Origin of the sequence: Pseudovibrio japonicus (genome assembly GCF_014651595.1) — a bacterium.
Lineage (GTDB): Bacteria > Pseudomonadota > Alphaproteobacteria > Rhizobiales > Stappiaceae > Pseudovibrio > Pseudovibrio japonicus.
Map to the genome: position 1 here is coordinate 226,680 of NZ_BMXE01000002.1, position 17,854 is coordinate 244,533.

The following is a 17,854-nucleotide window of genomic DNA, read 5'->3' on the forward strand; positions in this document are numbered from 1 at the left end:
TCTTGATCAGGGTGATTCCTCGGAATTCATCGGGTGGTTAATATTGGTGCATACACATGAGAATTGTTATCTGGTTGTTTTACTTGCGTAAATAAAAATCAGAATAATATTTCACCCAGATTTTCTTGTGTAAGCATTTTTACACAGCTAAAAATATCTGGCTATTTGGAAAAGAGGGAGATAATCTTTTTCCCGTCCGGTGAATTTGTCTGCTTTAAATGCAGCAGAAAAAAATTCCGGTGATCCCATAATCAAAAATGGTTCCAGCGATCCAACGGCGAGCATGGCTCACACGCTCCTCCCGCGTGCATGTGGCTTTGATCTATGGTTCCAAAGAACAAGGGTAGTTAAATGAAAGCACCAGTGATGCCAAAAGCCGGGCAGTGCAAGTGGACTGAAGGCGACAGCGGAAGTTACACTTTCCCATGCAAAAACCGTGCTGAAAATGGCTCTTACTGCGAGTATCATCGCACGATTGTTTACGAGACACCTGAGCAGCGCAAAGCGCGTGCTGAGGAAATGCGCGCAGCCAATGCCGCAGCTAACAAGAAACGGATTGCAGCCTAACCAAGTGGGCTGTTTTCCGCTCCCTGCTGTTTGCTCATACGGGTGAATGGCAGAACCTTCTGCTGTGCAGTTACAAAAAAGCCCCGGTCATGCCGAGGCTTTTGTTTTTTGGAAGAAGCTGCGGTGTCGAGCCTCTGAGTACTCGGCACCAGGCTTGGTCAGCCACCAAACCTCATGCCTGCTTTACAGCCTCAGGAGAGACTGAGAAGCTCTGCGCCGGCAAACCAATGCAGTGACCGCCCTCACCTAAGCTGATGCCTCTTCTAGGCGTTGCCCGTTCCAGCGACCTATTGCAGGCTCCCAAGATAGGATCACCCATCGGGTTCGCAATCCTCACCATAAACGCAAAAAAGCCTCGGCGGGGCCGAGGCTTTTGTTGTTCTTTTGCTTCCCGCGTATCTTGATCCGAAAACCGGAAACCAGTTTTCGGAGATGCGCTATAGCATGGAAGTGCAATCAGGACGCTTTGATAGCTTCCTGCAGCTCTGTGAGCTGGGAAAGTACCAGTCGTGCTGCCTGACGTGCATCTTCACTCTTTGCATCGGCTACATCTTCACTCGCATCTTGAATCTGCTGTGCGATGTAATCTGCATCGATATCGGCCATAGGGATCGCCTGTTCCGCCAGAACAGTCATGCCAGACGTGGAAACGTCAGCAAAACCACCCCGCACGAAGTATTCGTGCTTGGAACCATCTTCGCTGAGCGCTTTTACAACACCCGGACGCATGGTTGACAAGAACGGCGAGTGACCAGCGCCAACACCAAACTCACCTTCTGAACCAGGTACGGTTACATCGGTAACCTTAGCTGAGAGCAGAAGGCGCTCTGGAGATACCAGCTCAAACTGAAATGCTTCAGCCATTTAGCTCATCCTCTATCCGTTTCTATGAGTGACGCGGGTTACGCGTCACCTATAGAAGTCACCGGTTCAAAAGAACCGAGATTAAGCAGCGTCCTCAGCCAGTTTCGCAGCTTTCTCGATTGCCTCATCCATAGAGCCAACCATGTAGAATGCAGCTTCTGGCAGGTGGTCGTATTCACCATTAACAAGGCCTTTAAAGCCTTTGATGGTGTCTTCGAGCGCAACCAGTTTACCTGGGGAACCAGTGAAGACCTCAGCAACAAAGAACGGCTGGGACATGAAGCGCTCGATCTTACGTGCGCGAGCAACAACCAGCTTATCTTCTTCAGAAAGTTCATCCATGCCAAGGATGGCGATGATGTCCTGAAGTGCTTTGTAGCGCTGAAGTGTTTCCTGAACAGCTGTCGCAACGTCGTAGTGCTCGTCACCGATAATGCGCGGGTCAAGCATACGAGAGGAAGAGTCCAGTGGATCCACAGCAGGGTAGATGCCCTTTTCAGCGATCGCACGGTTAAGAACCGTTGTCGCGTCCAAGTGGGCAAATGTGGAAGCAGGTGCAGGGTCAGTCAAGTCATCCGCAGGCACGTAAACGGCCTGTACGGAAGTGATAGAACCCTTGGAAGTGGTCGTAATACGCTCCTGCATGGAACCCATGTCGGTTGCCAGAGTAGGCTGGTAGCCCACAGCAGAAGGAATACGGCCGAGAAGTGCGGACACTTCTGCACCAGCCTGCGTAAAGCGGAAGATGTTGTCCACGAAGAACAGAACGTCCTGGCCTTTATCACGGAAGTCTTCCGCGATGGTCAGACCGGTCAGAGCAACACGTGCACGTGCTCCTGGAGGTTCGTTCATCTGACCGTAAACAAGAGCAGCTTTAGAACCTTCGCCGCCTTTTTCCTTGTTCACGCCGGATTCGATCATTTCCCAGTAAAGGTCGTTACCTTCACGAGTACGCTCACCAACACCAGCGAATACAGAGTAACCACCGTGTGCCTTAGCAACGTTGTTGATCAATTCCATGATGAGAACTGTTTTACCAACGCCCGCACCGCCGAACAGACCAATCTTACCACCCTTTGCGTAAGGTGCGATCAGGTCAACAACCTTAATACCGGTTGGCAGAATTTCTGCTTCGGTGGACTGCTCAACAAACTCAGGAGCGTCCTGGTGAATGCCGCGCTTGGCATCGTGTTCAATTGGGCCAGCTTCATCAACAGGCTCACCAATCACGTTCATGATGCGGCCCAGAGTGCCGTCACCAACAGGAACTGCGATAGGTTCACCAGTGTCACGTACTTCCTGACCACGAACGAGACCTTCGGACGCGTCCATGCAGATTGTACGTACTGTGTTTTCGCCCAGGTGCTGAGCAACTTCGAGAACCAGACGGTTACCGCCGTTGTCAGTTTCCAGAGCGTTCAGAATTGCAGGGAGTTCACCAGGAAAGTGAACGTCGACAACAGCGCCGATTACCTGCGTGATTCGTCCGACTTTCGTGTCAGCCATCACTTAAATCCTCGTCTCAACTCGGTCAGAGCGCTTCCGCGCCCGCAATAATTTCAATCAGTTCCGTTGTGATCTGTGCCTGACGCTGACGGTTGTACGTCGTTGTCAGTTTGTCGATCATTTCGCCGGCGTTGCGCGTTGCGTTGTCCATTGCGGCCATACGCGCGCCCTGCTCGGAGGCACCGTTTTCAAGGATTGCGCTAAAGATCTGAATACCGATGTTGCGCGGCAAGAGAGTCTCAAGGATCTCCTGTTCGCCCGGTTCGTATTCGTAAAGTGCATCCCCAGAGGAACCGTCTTCAGCATCGTCCGCAGCGTCAAATTGAGCTGGGATGAGCTGTTTTGCGGTCGGAACCTGACTGATTACCGATTGGAATTGCGCGTAGAACAGCGTGCAGACATCGAATTTTTCCTCATAGAACATTTCCATGACGAGGTCAGCGATGTGCTTGACGTCACCGTACCCGATCGATTTCAGACCGCGCAGTTCGATATTCTCTACAATGTGCTGGCTGTAGCCACGCTTGAGGGCATCATAGCCCTTCTTACCAACGGTGACGATCTTGACCGTCTTACCTTCGGCGAGAAGTTGATCAGCGTGATCACGTGCCAGACGTGCGATTGACGAGTTGAAACCACCACAGAGACCACGCTCTGCTGTGCAGACGAGGAGCAGATGTGTCTGATCCTGTCCGTTACCCGTCATCAGCTTCGGCGCATCATCTCGACCTTCGAACCCAGCTGCAAGATTGCTAAGTACGTTCCCCATGCGGTTAGCATAGGGACGACTAGCTTCTGCAGCATCCTGGGCACGACGCAGTTTCGCCGCGGCCACCATTTTCATGGCCTTGGTGATTTTCTGCGTCGCCTTGACCGAAGCGATGCGGTTTTTTAGGTCCTTGAGGCTCGCCATGGGCGCTCTCGTTCCTTATCCCGTTGCTTCGAATTAACCGAGGGTCTTGACGTAAGCGTCCAGTGCAGCTTTCAGCTTGTCAGTCAAATCGGCGTCGAGTGCTTTCTTCTCCCAGATAGCGGAGAGAATATCAGCATGTTCTGCACGCATGAAGCGCAGCAGGCCTGCTTCGAAGTCGCGAACTTCGCTCACTGGACGGTCGTCCAGGTAGCCGTTCACACCAGCGAAGATCACTGCAACCTGTTCTTCCGTCTTAAGCGGGGAGAACTGTGGCTGTTTCAGCAATTCAGTCAGGCGTGCACCACGGTTCAGTAGCTTCTGAGTAGTTGCGTCCAGATCAGAACCAAACTGCGCGAACGCAGCCATTTCACGGTACTGAGCCAGTTCACCCTTAATCGGGCCAGCAACCTGCTTCATCGCTTTAACCTGAGCAGAAGAGCCCACGCGGGAAACCGAGAGACCGACGTTCACAGCAGGACGGATGCCCTGGAAGAACAGATCAGTTTCAAGGAAGATCTGACCGTCGGTGATGGAGATCACGTTGGTCGGAATATACGCGGACACGTCGTTTGCCTGAGTTTCGATCACTGGCAGCGCGGTCAGAGAGCCGAGGCCGTGGTCTTCGTTCAGCTTAGCAGAACGCTCGAGCAGACGGGAGTGCAGGTAGAACACGTCACCTGGGTACGCTTCACGTCCTGGTGGACGACGCAGCAGCAGGGACATCTGACGGTAAGCAACAGCCTGTTTGGACAGGTCATCGTAACCGATTACAGCGTGCATGGAGTTGTCACGGAAGTACTCACCCATTGTGGTACCTGCGAACGGCGCCAGATACTGCAGTGGTGCAGGATCGGAAGCGGTTGCAGCAACAACAATGGAGTATTCCAGTGCACCAGCATCTTCCAGAGCTTTAACGAACTGAGCAACTGTTGAGCGCTTCTGGCCAACTGCAACATAGATGCAGTACAGCTTTTCGTGCTCGTTGTCAGAAGCGTGCAGCGGCTTCTGGTTGAGGAAGGTGTCGAGGATGATGGCGGTTTTACCGGTCTGACGGTCACCAATCACCAATTCGCGCTGACCACGTCCGATCGGGATCAGAGCGTCAATCGCTTTAAGACCCGTAGACATTGGCTCGTGAACAGACTTACGAGGCAGAATGCCTGGTGCCTTCACGTCAACGCGGCGACGTTCAGTAGCTTCGATCGGACCTTTGCCGTCGATTGGGTTACCGAGTGGATCGACAACGCGACCCAACAGACCCTTACCTACTGGAACTTCCACAATAGCGCCGGTACGTTTTACCGTGTCGCCTTCTTTAATGTCACGGTCGTTACCGAAGATAACAACACCGACATTGTCTGTTTCTAGGTTCAATGCCATTCCCTGGATACCACCTGGGAATTCAACCATTTCACCTGCCTGGACGTTGTCCAGGCCGTAAACGCGGGCAATGCCGTCGCCTACAGACAGAACTTGACCAACCTCAGTCACTTCGGCTTCCTGGCCGAAGTTCTTGATCTGGTCCTTGAGGATAGCGGAAATTTCCGCGGCCCGAATATCCATCAGCCGACCTCTTTCATCGCGAACTTAAGAGAGTTAAGCTTGGTACGCAGTGATGTATCAATCATCCGGCTGCCGATCTTCACGACCAGACCACCTAGAATGGATGAATCTACCTTCACTACAATCTTGACGTTCTTGCCCGTAGAAGCGTTGAGTGCTTCTTGAAGAGCAGCGACATGCTCAGCAGTCAGTTCCGTTGCAGAGGTTACTAGAGCAGTAACTTCTCCACGTTTTGCAGCGAGCTGCGCACGGAAAGCCTGGATCATACCTGGAACGGCGAAGAGGCGCCTGTTTTGGGCAACCAACTTCACAAAATTTGCGGTCAGGCCGGAAATTCCGGCCTTTTCCAAAATAGCAGAGACCGCCTTTACTTGGACGTCTGCACTAAAAACGGGGCTCTTGATAAGACGATCAAGATCAGCACTCTCGTTTAAGAGTGTTTCAAACTGGTCGAGACCCTTCTCCACTTCTGCCGTCGCACCCTGCTCTTCAGCAAGGTCCAACAGCGCAGAAGCATAACGCAAGGCCACGCCCGAAATGAGAGATACGTTGTCAGTCACTGGATCCGTGCTCTCCCGCGCATACAAGATTCTGGCGGCTGGCTCGCCGGAAATCCAAATCCTTGATAAGTCGCGTCTAATTCAATTTGAATGGCACAATCTGAGATAACTGTGCCGATAAAGCCGCGCTTCGCATAGCACACGCGTGAACGCCTTGCAACATGGCGTAGGTATTGTAACGCATACATTCCGCCGCCAAACTTTCTACCTAGCGCTACATGAAACTTTGGGGGTCAACATCAACTTGTACTCTGATGCCACCAGTGGCCTTTGGCATGGCTGCCAACCAGTTTCTCAGAAAGCCTTGTAAATCAACAGTTCGGGGGGCAATTGCCAGCAAACGGAAGCGATATCTACCCCTCACAAGGGCCATTGCAGCCTCTGCCGGACCCAGTATGCGAACGCCTTCCGCACTAGGACTATTTACTGCCAAAGCTTTCGAAAATTTTTCGGTGAGAGATCTGTCAGGGCCCGAAATAATGAGTGCTGCGAGCCGCCCGAATGGCGGTAATCCGGCGTTTTCGCGAGACTCGATTTCTGCAGCGTAGAATTCCTCGGCATTTCCCGAGAGCAGTGCTCTTATGACAGGCTGCTCCGGGTTGTAGGTTTGCAGCAGACCTTTGCCTTTTCCGTGGATGCGGCCAGCACGGCCTGTGACCTGGGCCAGAAGCTGGAAAGTGCGCTCTGCTGCCCTTGGATCGCCGTTTGCAAGGCCCAAATCAGCATCAACCACCCCGACAAGCGTCATTAAGGGGAAGTTGTGCCCTTTTGCGACCAACTGCGTGCCAATGACAATGTCGACCTGCCCCTCTTCAACCAGCTTCATTTCGCGGTTTATACGCTCTGTTCCGCCAGGCATATCCGAGGAGAGTACAAGTACGCGGGCTTCGGGGAATAACGCGGAGACATCTTCGGCAATTCGCTCCACGCCGGGGCCGCAGGCGACAAGAGAATCGGCGTTGCTACACTCAGGACATTTATCGGGAATTGGCTGTGAATAGCCGCAGTGGTGACATACCAGTTTGCCCTTAAACCGGTGCTCGACAAGCCACGCTGAGCAGTTTTCACAATGGAACCGATGGCCGCAGGTTCTGCACAGGGTCAGAGGGGCATAGCCCCTACGGTTCAGGAACAGCAGAACCTGGTTTCCATTGGTCAGCGTTTGCTGAATTTCATTGATCAATGCGGGGGCCAGCCACTTGCCTCTTTCGGGACCGTCGCAGCGCATATCGATGCCTCGGATCGTCGGCATTTCCGCACCGGATGCACGCACCGGGAGGACGATTTTGGTGTATCGGCCCAGCTTTGCGTTTACCTGACTTTCCACAGATGGTGTTGCGCTGGCGAGGACCACGGGGAAGCCGGAGATATGCCCCCGAACAACGGCCATATCCCTCGCATTATAAGGAACGCGATCATCTTGCTTGTAGGCTGTATCGTGCTCTTCATCCACGACCAGCAAACCGAGCCTGTGAAAAGGAAGGAAAAGTGCGGAACGTGCACCGACAACCACCTTCACCTCGCCGTTTGCGACACCGCGCCATGTTCTTGCGCGTCGTTTTGGGGGCACCTGGGAGTGCCATTCAGCTGGTCGGACGCCGAATCTCTGTTCGAAGCGGTCCAAAAACTGATTGGTGAGTGCGATTTCAGGGATCAATACAAGCGCCTGCTCATCGTTCTTAAGCGCTTCAGCGACGGCTTCGAAGTAGACTTCGGTTTTACCCGAGCCTGTCACCCCATCAATAAGGAAGGCCTTGAAGCCTTTTCCGATGGCCTCGGACAACTGATTCGCTGCACCTTGCTGAAGGTCGGTCAGCTTTCTGCCGGGGAGTGTGGGGTCCGGATCGGGCAATGGCGGGGTGGCCGGAAGCATCGCTTCTTCGAGCACGCCCTGCGTCTTAAGACCGTTGATTACCGAGGAACTGACACCAGCTGCGCCTGCCAAGCCGGCGCGCGTCCATGCCATGCCGTTTTCGACCAGCTCCATGACCTTAGAGCGGGCGGGCGTCATCCGGTCTGGCTGCATGCCATTTATATAGCGAACGCCTGACAGAAGAGCTTCGGGCTCCAGCGCCTCTTCTGAGCGCAGCACCATGCGCAAAACCATGCCCGGCGCGCCCAGCGTCCACGCGGCAACCCAGTCGATGTATTTCCTAAGATCTTCAGCAATTGGAGGCGTGTCATACACGTGCAGGATGCTTTTCAGCTTCTTGGGGTTAACCTTGTTGTCCGGTTCTCCGTCCCACACAGCACCGATCACCTCACGCGGGCCAAGTGGCACGCGCACGATAGAACCGGGGCGGACATCCATGTCAGCTGGCACCTTATAAGAATAGGCACCTGCGACAGCGACGGGGACCAGCACAGGCACAATTACCTCTGGTTCGCACAATTGTTGGCTGCCAAAAAACTCGTCTTGCTGACTCACGAAACTCGTTTCCTTGTTGGGCATTTGCTGGTTTTGCCGCGTCTTCTTATCCTAAAACTCAAAGAGGCTTTTCGGGAATACGCTTTAACGGGTTTTACTCTTGTTGTTTCCATGCACTCTGCGCTAAACACATACCCAAATTCACCCCAAGGCCTCCAGTATATAAAGAGAGGCTGCTTTGAAATCAGGAGCCTTTCTGGCATGAAATTCTTCGTTGATACAGCTGACACCAACGACATTAAAGAGCTGGCTGCAACCGGTCTTCTCGATGGTGTTACCACCAACCCATCTCTTATCATGAAATCCGGTCGTCCAATGAAAGAAGTCATCGCAGAGATCTGCGAGCTTGTGGATGGTCCGGTTTCTGCTGAAGTTGTCGCGACTGACGCTGAAGGCATGCTGAAAGAAGCTGAAGAGCTGATCGCAATTGCAGACAACATCTGCATCAAGCTGCCTTTGACACTGGAAGGCCTGAAGGCTTGCCGCACTCTGGCAAACAAAGGCGTTCAGACCAACGTGACCCTTTGCTTCTCTGCAAACCAGGCTCTTCTGGCTGCAAAAGCTGGCGCGACCTTCATCTCTCCATTCATCGGTCGTCTGGACGACATCAACATTGAAGGTCTCGACCTGATTGCTGAAATCCGTCAGATCTATGACAACTACGGCTTCAACACCGAAATTCTTGCAGCTTCCATCCGTAGTGCAAACCACGTGAAAGACTGTGCGCTTATCGGTGCTGATGTTGCTACCATTCCACCTTCTACGCTGAAGGGCCTCGTGAAGCATCCACTGACCGACAAGGGTCTGGAAGCATTCATGAAGGACTGGGCTGCAACCGGCCAGAGCATCGTTTAAGCTCTTTCTGTCATACATAATGTGAAGGCACCAAGCGCAGGCCTTTCGGTCTGCGCTTTTTTTGTTTTATCGTGCGGATGAATCCCACCAGATCCTGCATGGATGTTGAGCGCCAGATATTATGCCTGAGAAGATTTTGATAAGCGCCTGCCTGCTGGGCGAACCTGTTCGATACAACGGCAGTGGCCTGAACCTGCAAAGCAGCCTTCTTGCTGAATGGCAGGGAGCGGGCATTCTGGTTCCGCTTTGCCCTGAAGTGGCAGCTGGGTTCCCTACCCCTCGCCCACCAGCGGAGATTGAGGAAGCCCACGTAGGCACGGACGTTCTTGAAGGCAAAGGCCGCATCTTTGAAAACACCGGCGGCGATGTGACCGAGCAGTTTTGTCTTGGGGCAAGCATAGCTGTGAAGACTGCTGCCGAAGCAGGGTGCCGCTTCGCATTGCTGACTGATGGCAGCCCTTCTTGCGGTAGCACCTTCATCTACAGCGGTAATCATGACGGTAAGAACCGTCCCGGCATGGGCGTGGTGGCTGCAGATCTTCGCAAGAATGGCATTGAAGTCTTCGCACAACACCAAATCCAGCAACTTGCGGAGCGCTTGCGCGGCTAGGTTTAGGCTCTTAGTGAGAGTATTGAATGACGCAAGGGTCCACTCAGCTAGAACTTTCTCTACTTGCTGAAACCCTGCTCATTCACATTTATCTCTTACGACATTGAATATCTTCTCGAATTTATCCATGTCACTCACGCTAACCCTATGGTACTGAACGTTCCCTGAGTAGGAAAACTTGACGATTAAATGCCTATCTTCTTTATCGAAAAAAGTCGTATCACAAACGAAAGCAACAATATTGTCAGCGATTCTGTAAGAGTGCGCTATTTTCCTACCAACAAGGAAGGATCGATCAATTATGCTAGGCTCGTAACTTGCTAATTCAGTCATTCTAATTGCTCACCAGTATTGTTGAACATCTCATCAAATCTGTTTCTTAGACAAAATTCTGATACCAAATCATCGCGTTTACACCCAATCAGCAAACAAAACCGGGCACTTCATGTTTAGGTGTTTCTGAGCCTCCTCATACACCTTTCCGCTCTCCCCTAAGACCAGCCAAAGGTACGCATTCGTCAGCGAGTCCATTATGATCTCTATGCTGCGTTTGCTGCAATCCATTCCGTCATCAGGTGAAAGTACTTCTGCCGTAACTCCTGCTGATCTTTTGGGAGGCTGGCGACAAGGTCTGCTTTCAGGTCAATGATGTTTTCCGTGTTGGGATATTCCCGCTCAACAACCGAGGCAAGTTTGGTATGAGTAGTGCCGTCCCAACCATGGTTTACCTTAAAGCCGAAGGTTGAAAGAGCATCGTGCCACGTGGCATCCAGGTTCAACCATGCGCCCTGTTGCAACACCCGCACATAATGATGAAAGTCCGGAACCCGTTCGTGGGTTGCGATAACCTTGAGTTCTTCTGGGAAGCTTGCGTGGATTGGGCTACTTTCATTGAAGTACGTGAACATGGTGATAATCTCCGCCTCATACCCAGCGCTGCGGAGCAGGTCTCTCAGCAAGATATGTTTGCCCGAGCACGACCCGACCTTGCTTGTGTAGACAATCCTCGGATCACGGTTGCCTGTTGACCCGTATTGGATGTTACGCACGCGGTGATAAATCTGCGGAAGCGTGGTTAAGCTGTTCTCTGAAATCACCCTTTGTAAAAATTCTTTGTATTGCGCCACTTAGGTTCCACTGCTCGCTGTTCAAAATAAGTGAGACCTAGTATTTCCCAAAAGTATCCATAAGCAAAGCCTGCCATTCTGCATTTTTCGCTTAGTGGTGTTTTCCTCCCCCTCTTCCCTCTTGGCAAGGTTCGCACCCATTCATTCGGGCAGAGTGGCGGCGCACAAACCTGTATCCACCGCGTCAAACAGTGTTGGCAGGAGAACTTTAACTCTCCTTGATCAGCTTCTGATGGTGACCTTGAAAGACCTCTTCATGCGCAAATTAATCGTAGTCTCCGCTGCCCTTTTGACCTGTTTTTGGGCCGCCACGGCCTTTTCTGCACCGCCAACCAGCTTTTCTCAGGCCAAGCGCCTGTTGGAAAAGCACATTTATCCAACGGAAGAGTATCGGGAGAGCTTCTATTGTGGCTGTACCTATGACGCCGAGAAGCAGGTTGATGCGGACAGCTGCGGATACGAACCACGCAAGAACGCCAAGCGGGGGAAACGGATTGAGTGGGAACACGTTGTACCCGCTTCACGCTTTGGCAAAACACGGGCGTGCTGGACAGAAGGCGACGCTGCCTGCACCACGAAGTCAGGCAAATCCTACAAGGGGCGCCGGTGCTGCTCCAAGATTGATCCTGAGTTCAAGCAAATGGAAGCTGACCTTCATAATCTGGTGCCAGCCGTTGGTGAGCTGAACGGAGATCGCTCCAACTATCGCATGGCGGTGATTTCCGGTGAGGACCGGACTTATGGTGCCTGTGACTTTGAAATTGACAGCAGCCGGAAGGTTGTTGAGCCCATGGCCGATACGCGGGGGGATATTGCGCGGACCTACCTGTACATGCAGTCCACCTACGGCATGCCACTGACTGACGAAGAGGTCGAAATGTTCACCCAATGGATGGTGGATGATCCTGTCTCTGAGGAAGAGCAGCTGCGAGATGCGCGCATCCTGCAAGTTCAGGGAAACACCAACCCGCATGTTTCGGTAGGCTTCTAAGTTAGTACCACTGTCCCTTCCTACCGTCATAATTGCGGACCGACATACCTGCTGCACTCAGGTAGACTGCGATGACGGTGGGAGGGTCCTATGGCAGTTGAAACTGAGAATCTGAAATTCCTCGTTGGTCCGAAGACAGTCCTCGATCATTTGCCGGATAATCCGCTGGATGATTTGGAGGGCGAGATCATCGGGTTTATTGATGCTGCGGAGCGTTCGCTCGACATAGCAATTCAAGAAATAGACAATAAACGCATAGCCAACGCAATTATCAACGCAAAGCGACGCGGTGTGCGAGTGCGCGTGGTATCCGAGGCGGATTACCTGAGCGTTGATGAGCCTGCGGACGATCCGCACACCAGCGACCCTGACGTTGAGAATGAAGTGAACCGGCAACTTCATGCGGCCTTGCTACGCTCCAAGGTGTGGGTGCGGACTGATTTTAACCCGCGGATATTCCACCAGAAATTCATCATCCGCGATGGCAATGCGGTTTTGACCGGCTCCACCAACTTCACTGAAACCGGCACTCATCGGAATTTGAACCACCTTCTGATTATCAAGAATGAGGAGGTTGCGGAGATCTTCGAGCGGGAATTCAGGGAGATTAAGCGCGGGAGATTTGGCCGATACAGCGTGGATGAGAACGAAGCTGAGAATACGCCCAAAGAGGTGGTGGTTGACGATATCCGCGTGAAAGTCTGCTTTGCTCCGGACCATGCGCCCGAGATGGAAGTCACTAAACAGATGACAAAAGCTAAGGAACGGGTCGATTTTGCGATCTTCACCTTCTCCAAAAGCTCCGGCATTGATGATGCCATGTTGTTGTTGATGGACGCAGGACGTCGTGTTCGCGGAGCGCTGGATGCGCGGCAAGGCGGGCAGGACTGGGCGGCGACACGGCCTCTTGCAGAAGCGGGGGCCGACTTGCATTTCGTGCGCGGCTCAAGCCGAATTGGTAAGCTGCACCATAAGCTTATGGTGATCGATGACAGCGTCATGATTGTTGGGAGCTTCAACTATACGGGGCCTGCGAACCGGTTTAATGACGAGAACATCGTCGTGCTGGGGGATTCGCTGGTGCCGACAGTGAACCAGAGGCGGTTTGCACTTGCGGCACGGCAGGAGATTGACCGGATCATCAGTGATCATGGCGAGCCGATCGTTATCACCTAAATCTGTTCATGCATTTTACTAAGGGGCGATTGTTTAGCTTTTGGTAACCATTCAGCTAGATTTGCCCCCTACACTTTGCAAATGGCAAATTCCCTTGATAGCGGCGAAGACTTACTCATCATCTGTAAACCAGATGTTGCCGCAGCAATTGAAGACTGGATTGATCATCTTGGGTCCGAACGGCGCCTTGCTGAACGGACGCTGGAAGCCTATGAGCGCGACACGACTCAGTTCCTTCGTTTCCTGACCAGTTATGAAGGTGAGGCAGTTGCTCTACGGCACCTTGAGTCATTGAAACCAAAGGACTTTCGCGCATTTCTGGCAACCCGGCGGAGGGACGGTGCACAGACCCGGACACTTGCCCGAGGGCTTGCTGGCATCCGCTCTTTCCTGTCGTTTCTTGAGGAGCGCGGCGAGGTCAACGCAGCGGGCGCGGCGGCCGTGCGTACGCCGAGACTTCCCCGCACCCTGCCCAAGCCTATCCCCATTGAAGAGGCCAAGGCCATTGTCAGCACTGATCTGGCTTTTGAAGACACCCCCTGGGTCGAAGCCCGCAATGCTGCAGTCTTCACATTGCTCTACGGTTGCGGATTACGTATTTCCGAGGCGCTGTCGCTGACGCCAGCAATTGCACCGAAGAAGGGGGATAAGTCACTCAAGATACGGGGAAAAGGCAACAAGGAGCGCATCGTTCCGGTGCTTCCCGTGGTTGTTGAAGCGATTGAGTCTTACAAGGACCAGTGCCCGTTCAATCTGTCTGCGAACTCCCCTCTTTTTCGAGGTGTTCGCGGTGGACCACTGAACCCGCGGATGATCCAGCTGGCGATGCAAAAGATCCGCAGTGCACTTGGTCTGCCAGATACAGCAACACCGCATGCTTTGCGACATTCCTTTGCGACGCATTTGCTCTCAGAAGGCGGAGATTTGCGCAGTATTCAGGAACTTTTGGGTCATGCAAGCCTCTCCACGACCCAGATCTATACTGAGGTGAACAGCGCTCAGTTGCTGGATGCCTATGACAAGGCGCACCGGCGACGTTGAGCTCCCTCGCCTCCCGGAGACCAGCTTGATCTCACTTGTCAGATCCCCTAGGCTTGTAGTTGTGAAACGGGGTGCCCAACACGTGTGTTGTGGCTGAGATTATACCCGATGAACCTGCTCTGGATAATTCCAGCGAAGGGAGCACTCACACCGTGTCGGGGGGAAAGATTTTCTGGCGGTTTGCCAACATCCCGACACCTGCTCTCTTTCGCACAACAAGACCGAGGATAAATATGGGTCGTGTCGAAAGCGCTTGCGCAACTCTTGCTGCCATTCGAGAAAACAGTCCGCTCGTCCATAACATGACGAATATCGTGGTGGCGAACACCACAGCCAACGCCCTGCTGGCTATTGGCGCCTCCCCTGCCATGGTGGATAGTCCAGAAGAAGCCCCTGAACTTGCTCGTGTTGCAGGTGCATTAGTGGTCAACGTTGGCACCGTTACGCCTTTGCAGGCAGAAGCGATGAAGCTTGCAACTGCTGCTGCTCACAAGGCAGGGCGTCCTTGGGCGCTCGATCCGGTTGCAGTTGGTGCACTGACCTTCCGCACGAAACTTGCTAATGAATTGTTGGAGAATAAGCCAAGCGTTATTCGCGGCAATGCCTCCGAGATTATGGCACTTGCGGGCCAAGGCAGCGGTGGGAAAGGCGTTGATAGCACTGATAGTTCCGAAGCTGCACTGGCAGGTGCCATAGAGCTGGCGAAGCGAACTGGTGCTGTGGTTGTGGTCTCTGGTCCGGTAGATTTTATCACGGATGGTACACGTACCGCTGAAGTTGCCAATGGCGATGCCATGATGCCTTATGTGACCGGACTTGGATGTACGGCAACGGCTTTGATTGGCGCAACATTGGCTGTTTGTGATGACCCGTTTTATGCAGCAATCCACGCAATGGTTTATCTGGGTGTCGTTGGTGAGATCACTGCGAAGACCACCGAAGGACCAGCCAGTTTGCAGCAGGATATTATCAATGGGCTCTATTATCTGAGCGGTGATCATATCAAAGAAACGGCTCGGGTTGAGATGCATGAAACCGTTGTTTGATCTTTCCGTTTATCTGGTGCTGGGGCCACAGGATTGCCCGGGCCAGAACCCCGTTGATATCGCTGTGGCGGCAGCGCAGAACGGCGCAACTGTTGTTCAGCTGCGAGATAAAACCGGCAGCACACGCGCTCAAATTGAGTTGGCGGGCCAATTGATGCAAGCGCTCACGCCACTCGATGTGCCTTTGATCGTCAATAATCGCGTGGATGTGGCACTCGCTGTTGATGCAGCTGGTGTTCATGTTGGGCAGGACGATATGGATGCCTTGAAAACACGGCAGCTTATCGGCCCTGACAAACTACTTGGGCTTTCGGTGAGCACTCAGAACGAACTTGATGCTGCGCATATAGCTGCCTGTGATTACCTTGGTATCGGGGCGTGTTTCCCGACAAACAGCAAGGACGATGCGGCTGAAGTAGGTATGCAGAGTTTTACGGGTCTGACAGCTCAGTCCAGTTTACCAGTGGTTGGAATCGGTGGGATTTCGCTTGCCAATGCGGATCAGGTAATCAAAGCTGGAGCAGATGGGGTTGCAGTAATTTCTGCAATCTGTGGGGCATCCAATCCATCGGCAGCGACACGCAGGCTTCGGGAAATCGTAAAAAGCGCAAAAGACCCAAGGCGATAGGATAAACACGCATTTACTCCGCGCAGAGCCCATCTACATTGATATATGAGAGAACCAGGCGGGGGAGCTCTTAGTCATGAAGCTTAGACAAGCAACATTCATCTGCATGTTCGTTTACATGTTTGCCTTGGTCATTTCCGCAGCACAGGCTCAATCTTACTGCGAGGTCCGAAAATCGGAAATGATGGAGTTGGGCGTTTGGGAGAACCCGCAGGCGCAATTGAAGGACCTGTCCAGACTCGAGATTGAGGGAGAGTGCCTTGAAGGACGCTTGGCCGTACGCGCGCGTGCTTTCACCAGCTGCTCTCCACGGGATTGCAAATGGGGATGGGCAGACGGGCAGCGTAGCTTCTCTGGTGCTTTAACGTTTCGGTTCGGCGGCTTCTTCAAGTCCAAGCGAGTTGAAGTACGGCCAATGGGAGAGCGCATTCAGGCTTATGTTCGCACGGAGAACCATGACCCAACGATCTCCGATATCACCCGAAGTTATCTTTTGGTTCGCGAATAGAAAAAAGCCGCCTCAGTTTCCTGAAGCGGCTTTTTCATAATCCGAAGATTTTCAGATTACATATGAATTGGCTTGGCGAACGTCGCCATCGCAGCTTCTTTTACCGCTTCGGACATGGTTGGGTGCGCATGACAGGTGCGACCCAGATCCTCAGAGGAACCACCAAATTCCATCAGAACACACGCTTCGTGGATCATCTCGCCAGCGCCGAAGCCAACGATGTGAACGCCGAGAACGCGGTCTGTTTCGGCATCAGCCAGAACTTTCACGAAACCCTCGGTGTGCAGCATTGCTTTTGCGCGACCGTTTGCGGAGAACGGGAACTTGCCGGACTTGTACTTGATACCAGCAGCTTTCAGCTCTTCCTCAGTCTTACCAACGCTGGCAACCTCTGGGGATGTGTAAACAACACCCGGGATGACGTCATAGTTTACGTGACCTGCCTGACCGGCGAGCATTTCTGCAAGGGCAACACCTTCGTCTTCGGCTTTGTGTGCAAGCATTGGGCCTGCGATCACATCGCCGATGGCAAAGATGCCGTCAACATTGGTTTTGTAATGGTTGTCTGTCTTCACGCGGCCACGGTCGTCCAGCTCAACGCCTGCTTCTGCAAGGCCCAGACCTTCGGTGTAAGGACGGCGACCGATTGCAACGAGAACCACGTCTGCATCAAGCGTTTCAGCTGCTGCTTCGCCTGCAGCAGGCTCGACGGTGACTTCCAGCGCACGGCCTTTTTTCTGTACGGCGGTGACCTTGGAGGACAGCTTGAACTTCAGGCCCTGCTTTTTCAGCATGCGCATGAATTGCTTAGAAACGTCCGCATCCATTGGGCCGAGGATCTTGTCCATGAACTCAACAACGGTCACTTCAGAACCGAGACGCGCGTAAACGGAGCCAAGCTCAAGGCCGATCACGCCAGCACCAACAACGGTCAGACGGTTCGGCACTTTGTCCAGAGATAGCGCGCCGGTTGAGGACACGATGGTCTTTTCGTCAATCTCGATACCCGGCAGAGGCATCACGTCAGAACCGGTGGCGATAACGATGTTTTTGGTTTCGACGATCGAGGTGGAACCGTCTTCGGCCATCACTTCTACCTGACCTTGAGCCAGCACACGGCCAACACCGGTGTGAACGTCGATCTTGTTCTTTTTGAACAAGTAATCGATGCCGGTCACATTGCCGTCGATTGTTTTGTCTTTGTGTGCCAGCATTGCCTTCCAATCCACTTTAGGCTTGGAAGTTTTAATGCCGAGGGTTTCGAAGTTGTGGTTGGCTTCCTCGAACATTTCGGAAGCATGCAGCAGAGCTTTGGATGGAATACAACCGATGTTCAGGCAGGTCCCACCATGGGTTTTGCGTTTCTCAACTACTGCGACTTTCATGCCGAGCTGAGCTGCTTTGATTGCACAAACATAGCCACCAGGGCCGGTTCCGATGACGACGAGATCGTAGGACATTTGCTAATCCC

The 17,854-nt window shown here is 52.9% G+C and carries 17 protein-coding genes; 9 read left to right on the forward strand and 8 right to left on the reverse strand.

Annotated elements, in window-relative coordinates:
* The first annotated feature begins 351 nt into the window (after positions 1–351).
* On the forward strand, positions 352–567 hold the full coding sequence (locus IE076_RS05800; RefSeq protein ID WP_054664283.1) for a hypothetical protein: 216 nt from the start codon (positions 352–354) through the stop codon (positions 565–567).
* Positions 568–1,023: 456 nt separating this feature from the next.
* Here IE076_RS05800 and IE076_RS05805 read toward each other — a convergent pair whose 3' ends face one another.
* The 6 genes from IE076_RS05805 to IE076_RS05830 all read right to left on the reverse strand — a co-directional run bounded on the left by IE076_RS05805 (position 1,024) and on the right by IE076_RS05830 (position 8,401).
* Positions 1,024–1,431, reverse strand: a complete 408-nt coding sequence (locus IE076_RS05805) for a F0F1 ATP synthase subunit epsilon (RefSeq protein ID WP_189435832.1) — start codon at positions 1,429–1,431, stop codon at positions 1,024–1,026.
* Between the two features lie 81 nt (positions 1,432–1,512).
* The gene (gene atpD / locus IE076_RS05810) at positions 1,513–2,937 is read right to left on the reverse strand and encodes a F0F1 ATP synthase subunit beta (RefSeq protein ID WP_189435833.1); all 1,425 of its coding nucleotides are present in this window, start codon (positions 2,935–2,937) and stop codon (positions 1,513–1,515) included.
* Positions 2,938–2,962: 25 nt separating this feature from the next.
* Positions 2,963–3,850: a F0F1 ATP synthase subunit gamma gene (locus tag IE076_RS05815; protein WP_189435834.1), complete on the reverse strand. Its 888-nt coding sequence runs from the start codon at positions 3,848–3,850 to the stop codon at positions 2,963–2,965.
* 33 nt (positions 3,851–3,883) lie between these two features.
* Positions 3,884–5,413 (reverse strand): F0F1 ATP synthase subunit alpha, encoded by a 1,530-nt coding sequence (gene atpA / locus IE076_RS05820; protein ID WP_189435835.1) that lies wholly within the window; start codon positions 5,411–5,413, stop codon positions 3,884–3,886.
* Positions 5,413–5,973, reverse strand: a complete 561-nt coding sequence (locus IE076_RS05825; RefSeq protein ID WP_189435836.1) for a F0F1 ATP synthase subunit delta — start codon at positions 5,971–5,973, stop codon at positions 5,413–5,415. Before IE076_RS05825 ends, atpA begins: the two co-directional genes overlap by 1 nt.
* Before the next feature lie 214 nt (positions 5,974–6,187).
* Positions 6,188–8,401, reverse strand: a complete 2,214-nt coding sequence (locus IE076_RS05830; RefSeq protein ID WP_189435837.1) for a primosomal protein N' — start codon at positions 8,399–8,401, stop codon at positions 6,188–6,190.
* A gap of 201 nt (positions 8,402–8,602) precedes the next feature.
* Here IE076_RS05830 and fsa point away from each other — a divergent pair, with 201 nt between their 5' ends.
* A complete protein-coding gene (gene fsa / locus IE076_RS05835) occupies positions 8,603–9,256 on the forward strand; it encodes a fructose-6-phosphate aldolase (protein ID WP_189435838.1) in 654 nt (217 codons plus the stop codon).
* 121 nt (positions 9,257–9,377) lie between these two features.
* Complete coding sequence (locus IE076_RS05840) at positions 9,378–9,866, forward strand: 2-thiouracil desulfurase family protein (protein ID WP_189435839.1); 489 nt, start codon at positions 9,378–9,380, stop codon at positions 9,864–9,866.
* Between the two features lie 539 nt (positions 9,867–10,405).
* On the opposite strand, the gene IE076_RS05845 is transcribed toward IE076_RS05840, so the two are convergent.
* The gene (locus IE076_RS05845; protein ID WP_189435840.1) at positions 10,406–10,993 is read right to left on the reverse strand and encodes a transglutaminase domain-containing protein; all 588 of its coding nucleotides are present in this window, start codon (positions 10,991–10,993) and stop codon (positions 10,406–10,408) included.
* A 256-nt stretch (positions 10,994–11,249) separates the two neighbouring features.
* Between IE076_RS05845 and IE076_RS05850 the strand changes: the two genes are divergently transcribed.
* The 6 genes from IE076_RS05850 to IE076_RS05875 all read left to right on the forward strand — a co-directional run bounded on the left by IE076_RS05850 (position 11,250) and on the right by IE076_RS05875 (position 16,383).
* Positions 11,250–11,984 carry an endonuclease gene (locus IE076_RS05850; protein ID WP_189435841.1) on the forward strand — a complete coding sequence of 245 codons (735 nt, stop codon included), beginning with the start codon at positions 11,250–11,252 and terminating at the stop codon, positions 11,982–11,984.
* Positions 11,985–12,074: 90 nt separating this feature from the next.
* A complete protein-coding gene (locus tag IE076_RS05855; RefSeq protein ID WP_189435842.1) occupies positions 12,075–13,160 on the forward strand; it encodes a phospholipase D-like domain-containing protein in 1,086 nt (361 codons plus the stop codon).
* 81 nt (positions 13,161–13,241) lie between these two features.
* Positions 13,242–14,201, forward strand: a complete 960-nt coding sequence (locus IE076_RS05860; RefSeq protein WP_189435843.1) for a tyrosine recombinase XerC — start codon at positions 13,242–13,244, stop codon at positions 14,199–14,201.
* Positions 14,202–14,434: 233 nt separating this feature from the next.
* Positions 14,435–15,247 carry a hydroxyethylthiazole kinase gene (gene thiM, locus IE076_RS05865; RefSeq protein ID WP_189435844.1) on the forward strand — a complete coding sequence of 271 codons (813 nt, stop codon included), beginning with the start codon at positions 14,435–14,437 and terminating at the stop codon, positions 15,245–15,247.
* On the forward strand, positions 15,231–15,875 hold the full coding sequence (thiE, locus tag IE076_RS05870; protein ID WP_189435845.1) for a thiamine phosphate synthase: 645 nt from the start codon (positions 15,231–15,233) through the stop codon (positions 15,873–15,875). Before thiM ends, thiE begins: the two co-directional genes overlap by 17 nt.
* A gap of 76 nt (positions 15,876–15,951) precedes the next feature.
* Entirely contained in the window at positions 15,952–16,383 is a 432-nt protein-coding gene (locus IE076_RS05875; RefSeq protein WP_209008896.1) for a hypothetical protein, read from the forward strand.
* Between the two features lie 56 nt (positions 16,384–16,439).
* Here IE076_RS05875 and lpdA read toward each other — a convergent pair whose 3' ends face one another.
* Positions 16,440–17,843 (reverse strand): dihydrolipoyl dehydrogenase, encoded by a 1,404-nt coding sequence (gene lpdA, locus IE076_RS05880; RefSeq protein ID WP_189435846.1) that lies wholly within the window; start codon positions 17,841–17,843, stop codon positions 16,440–16,442.
* Positions 17,844–17,854 lie beyond the last annotated feature (11 nt).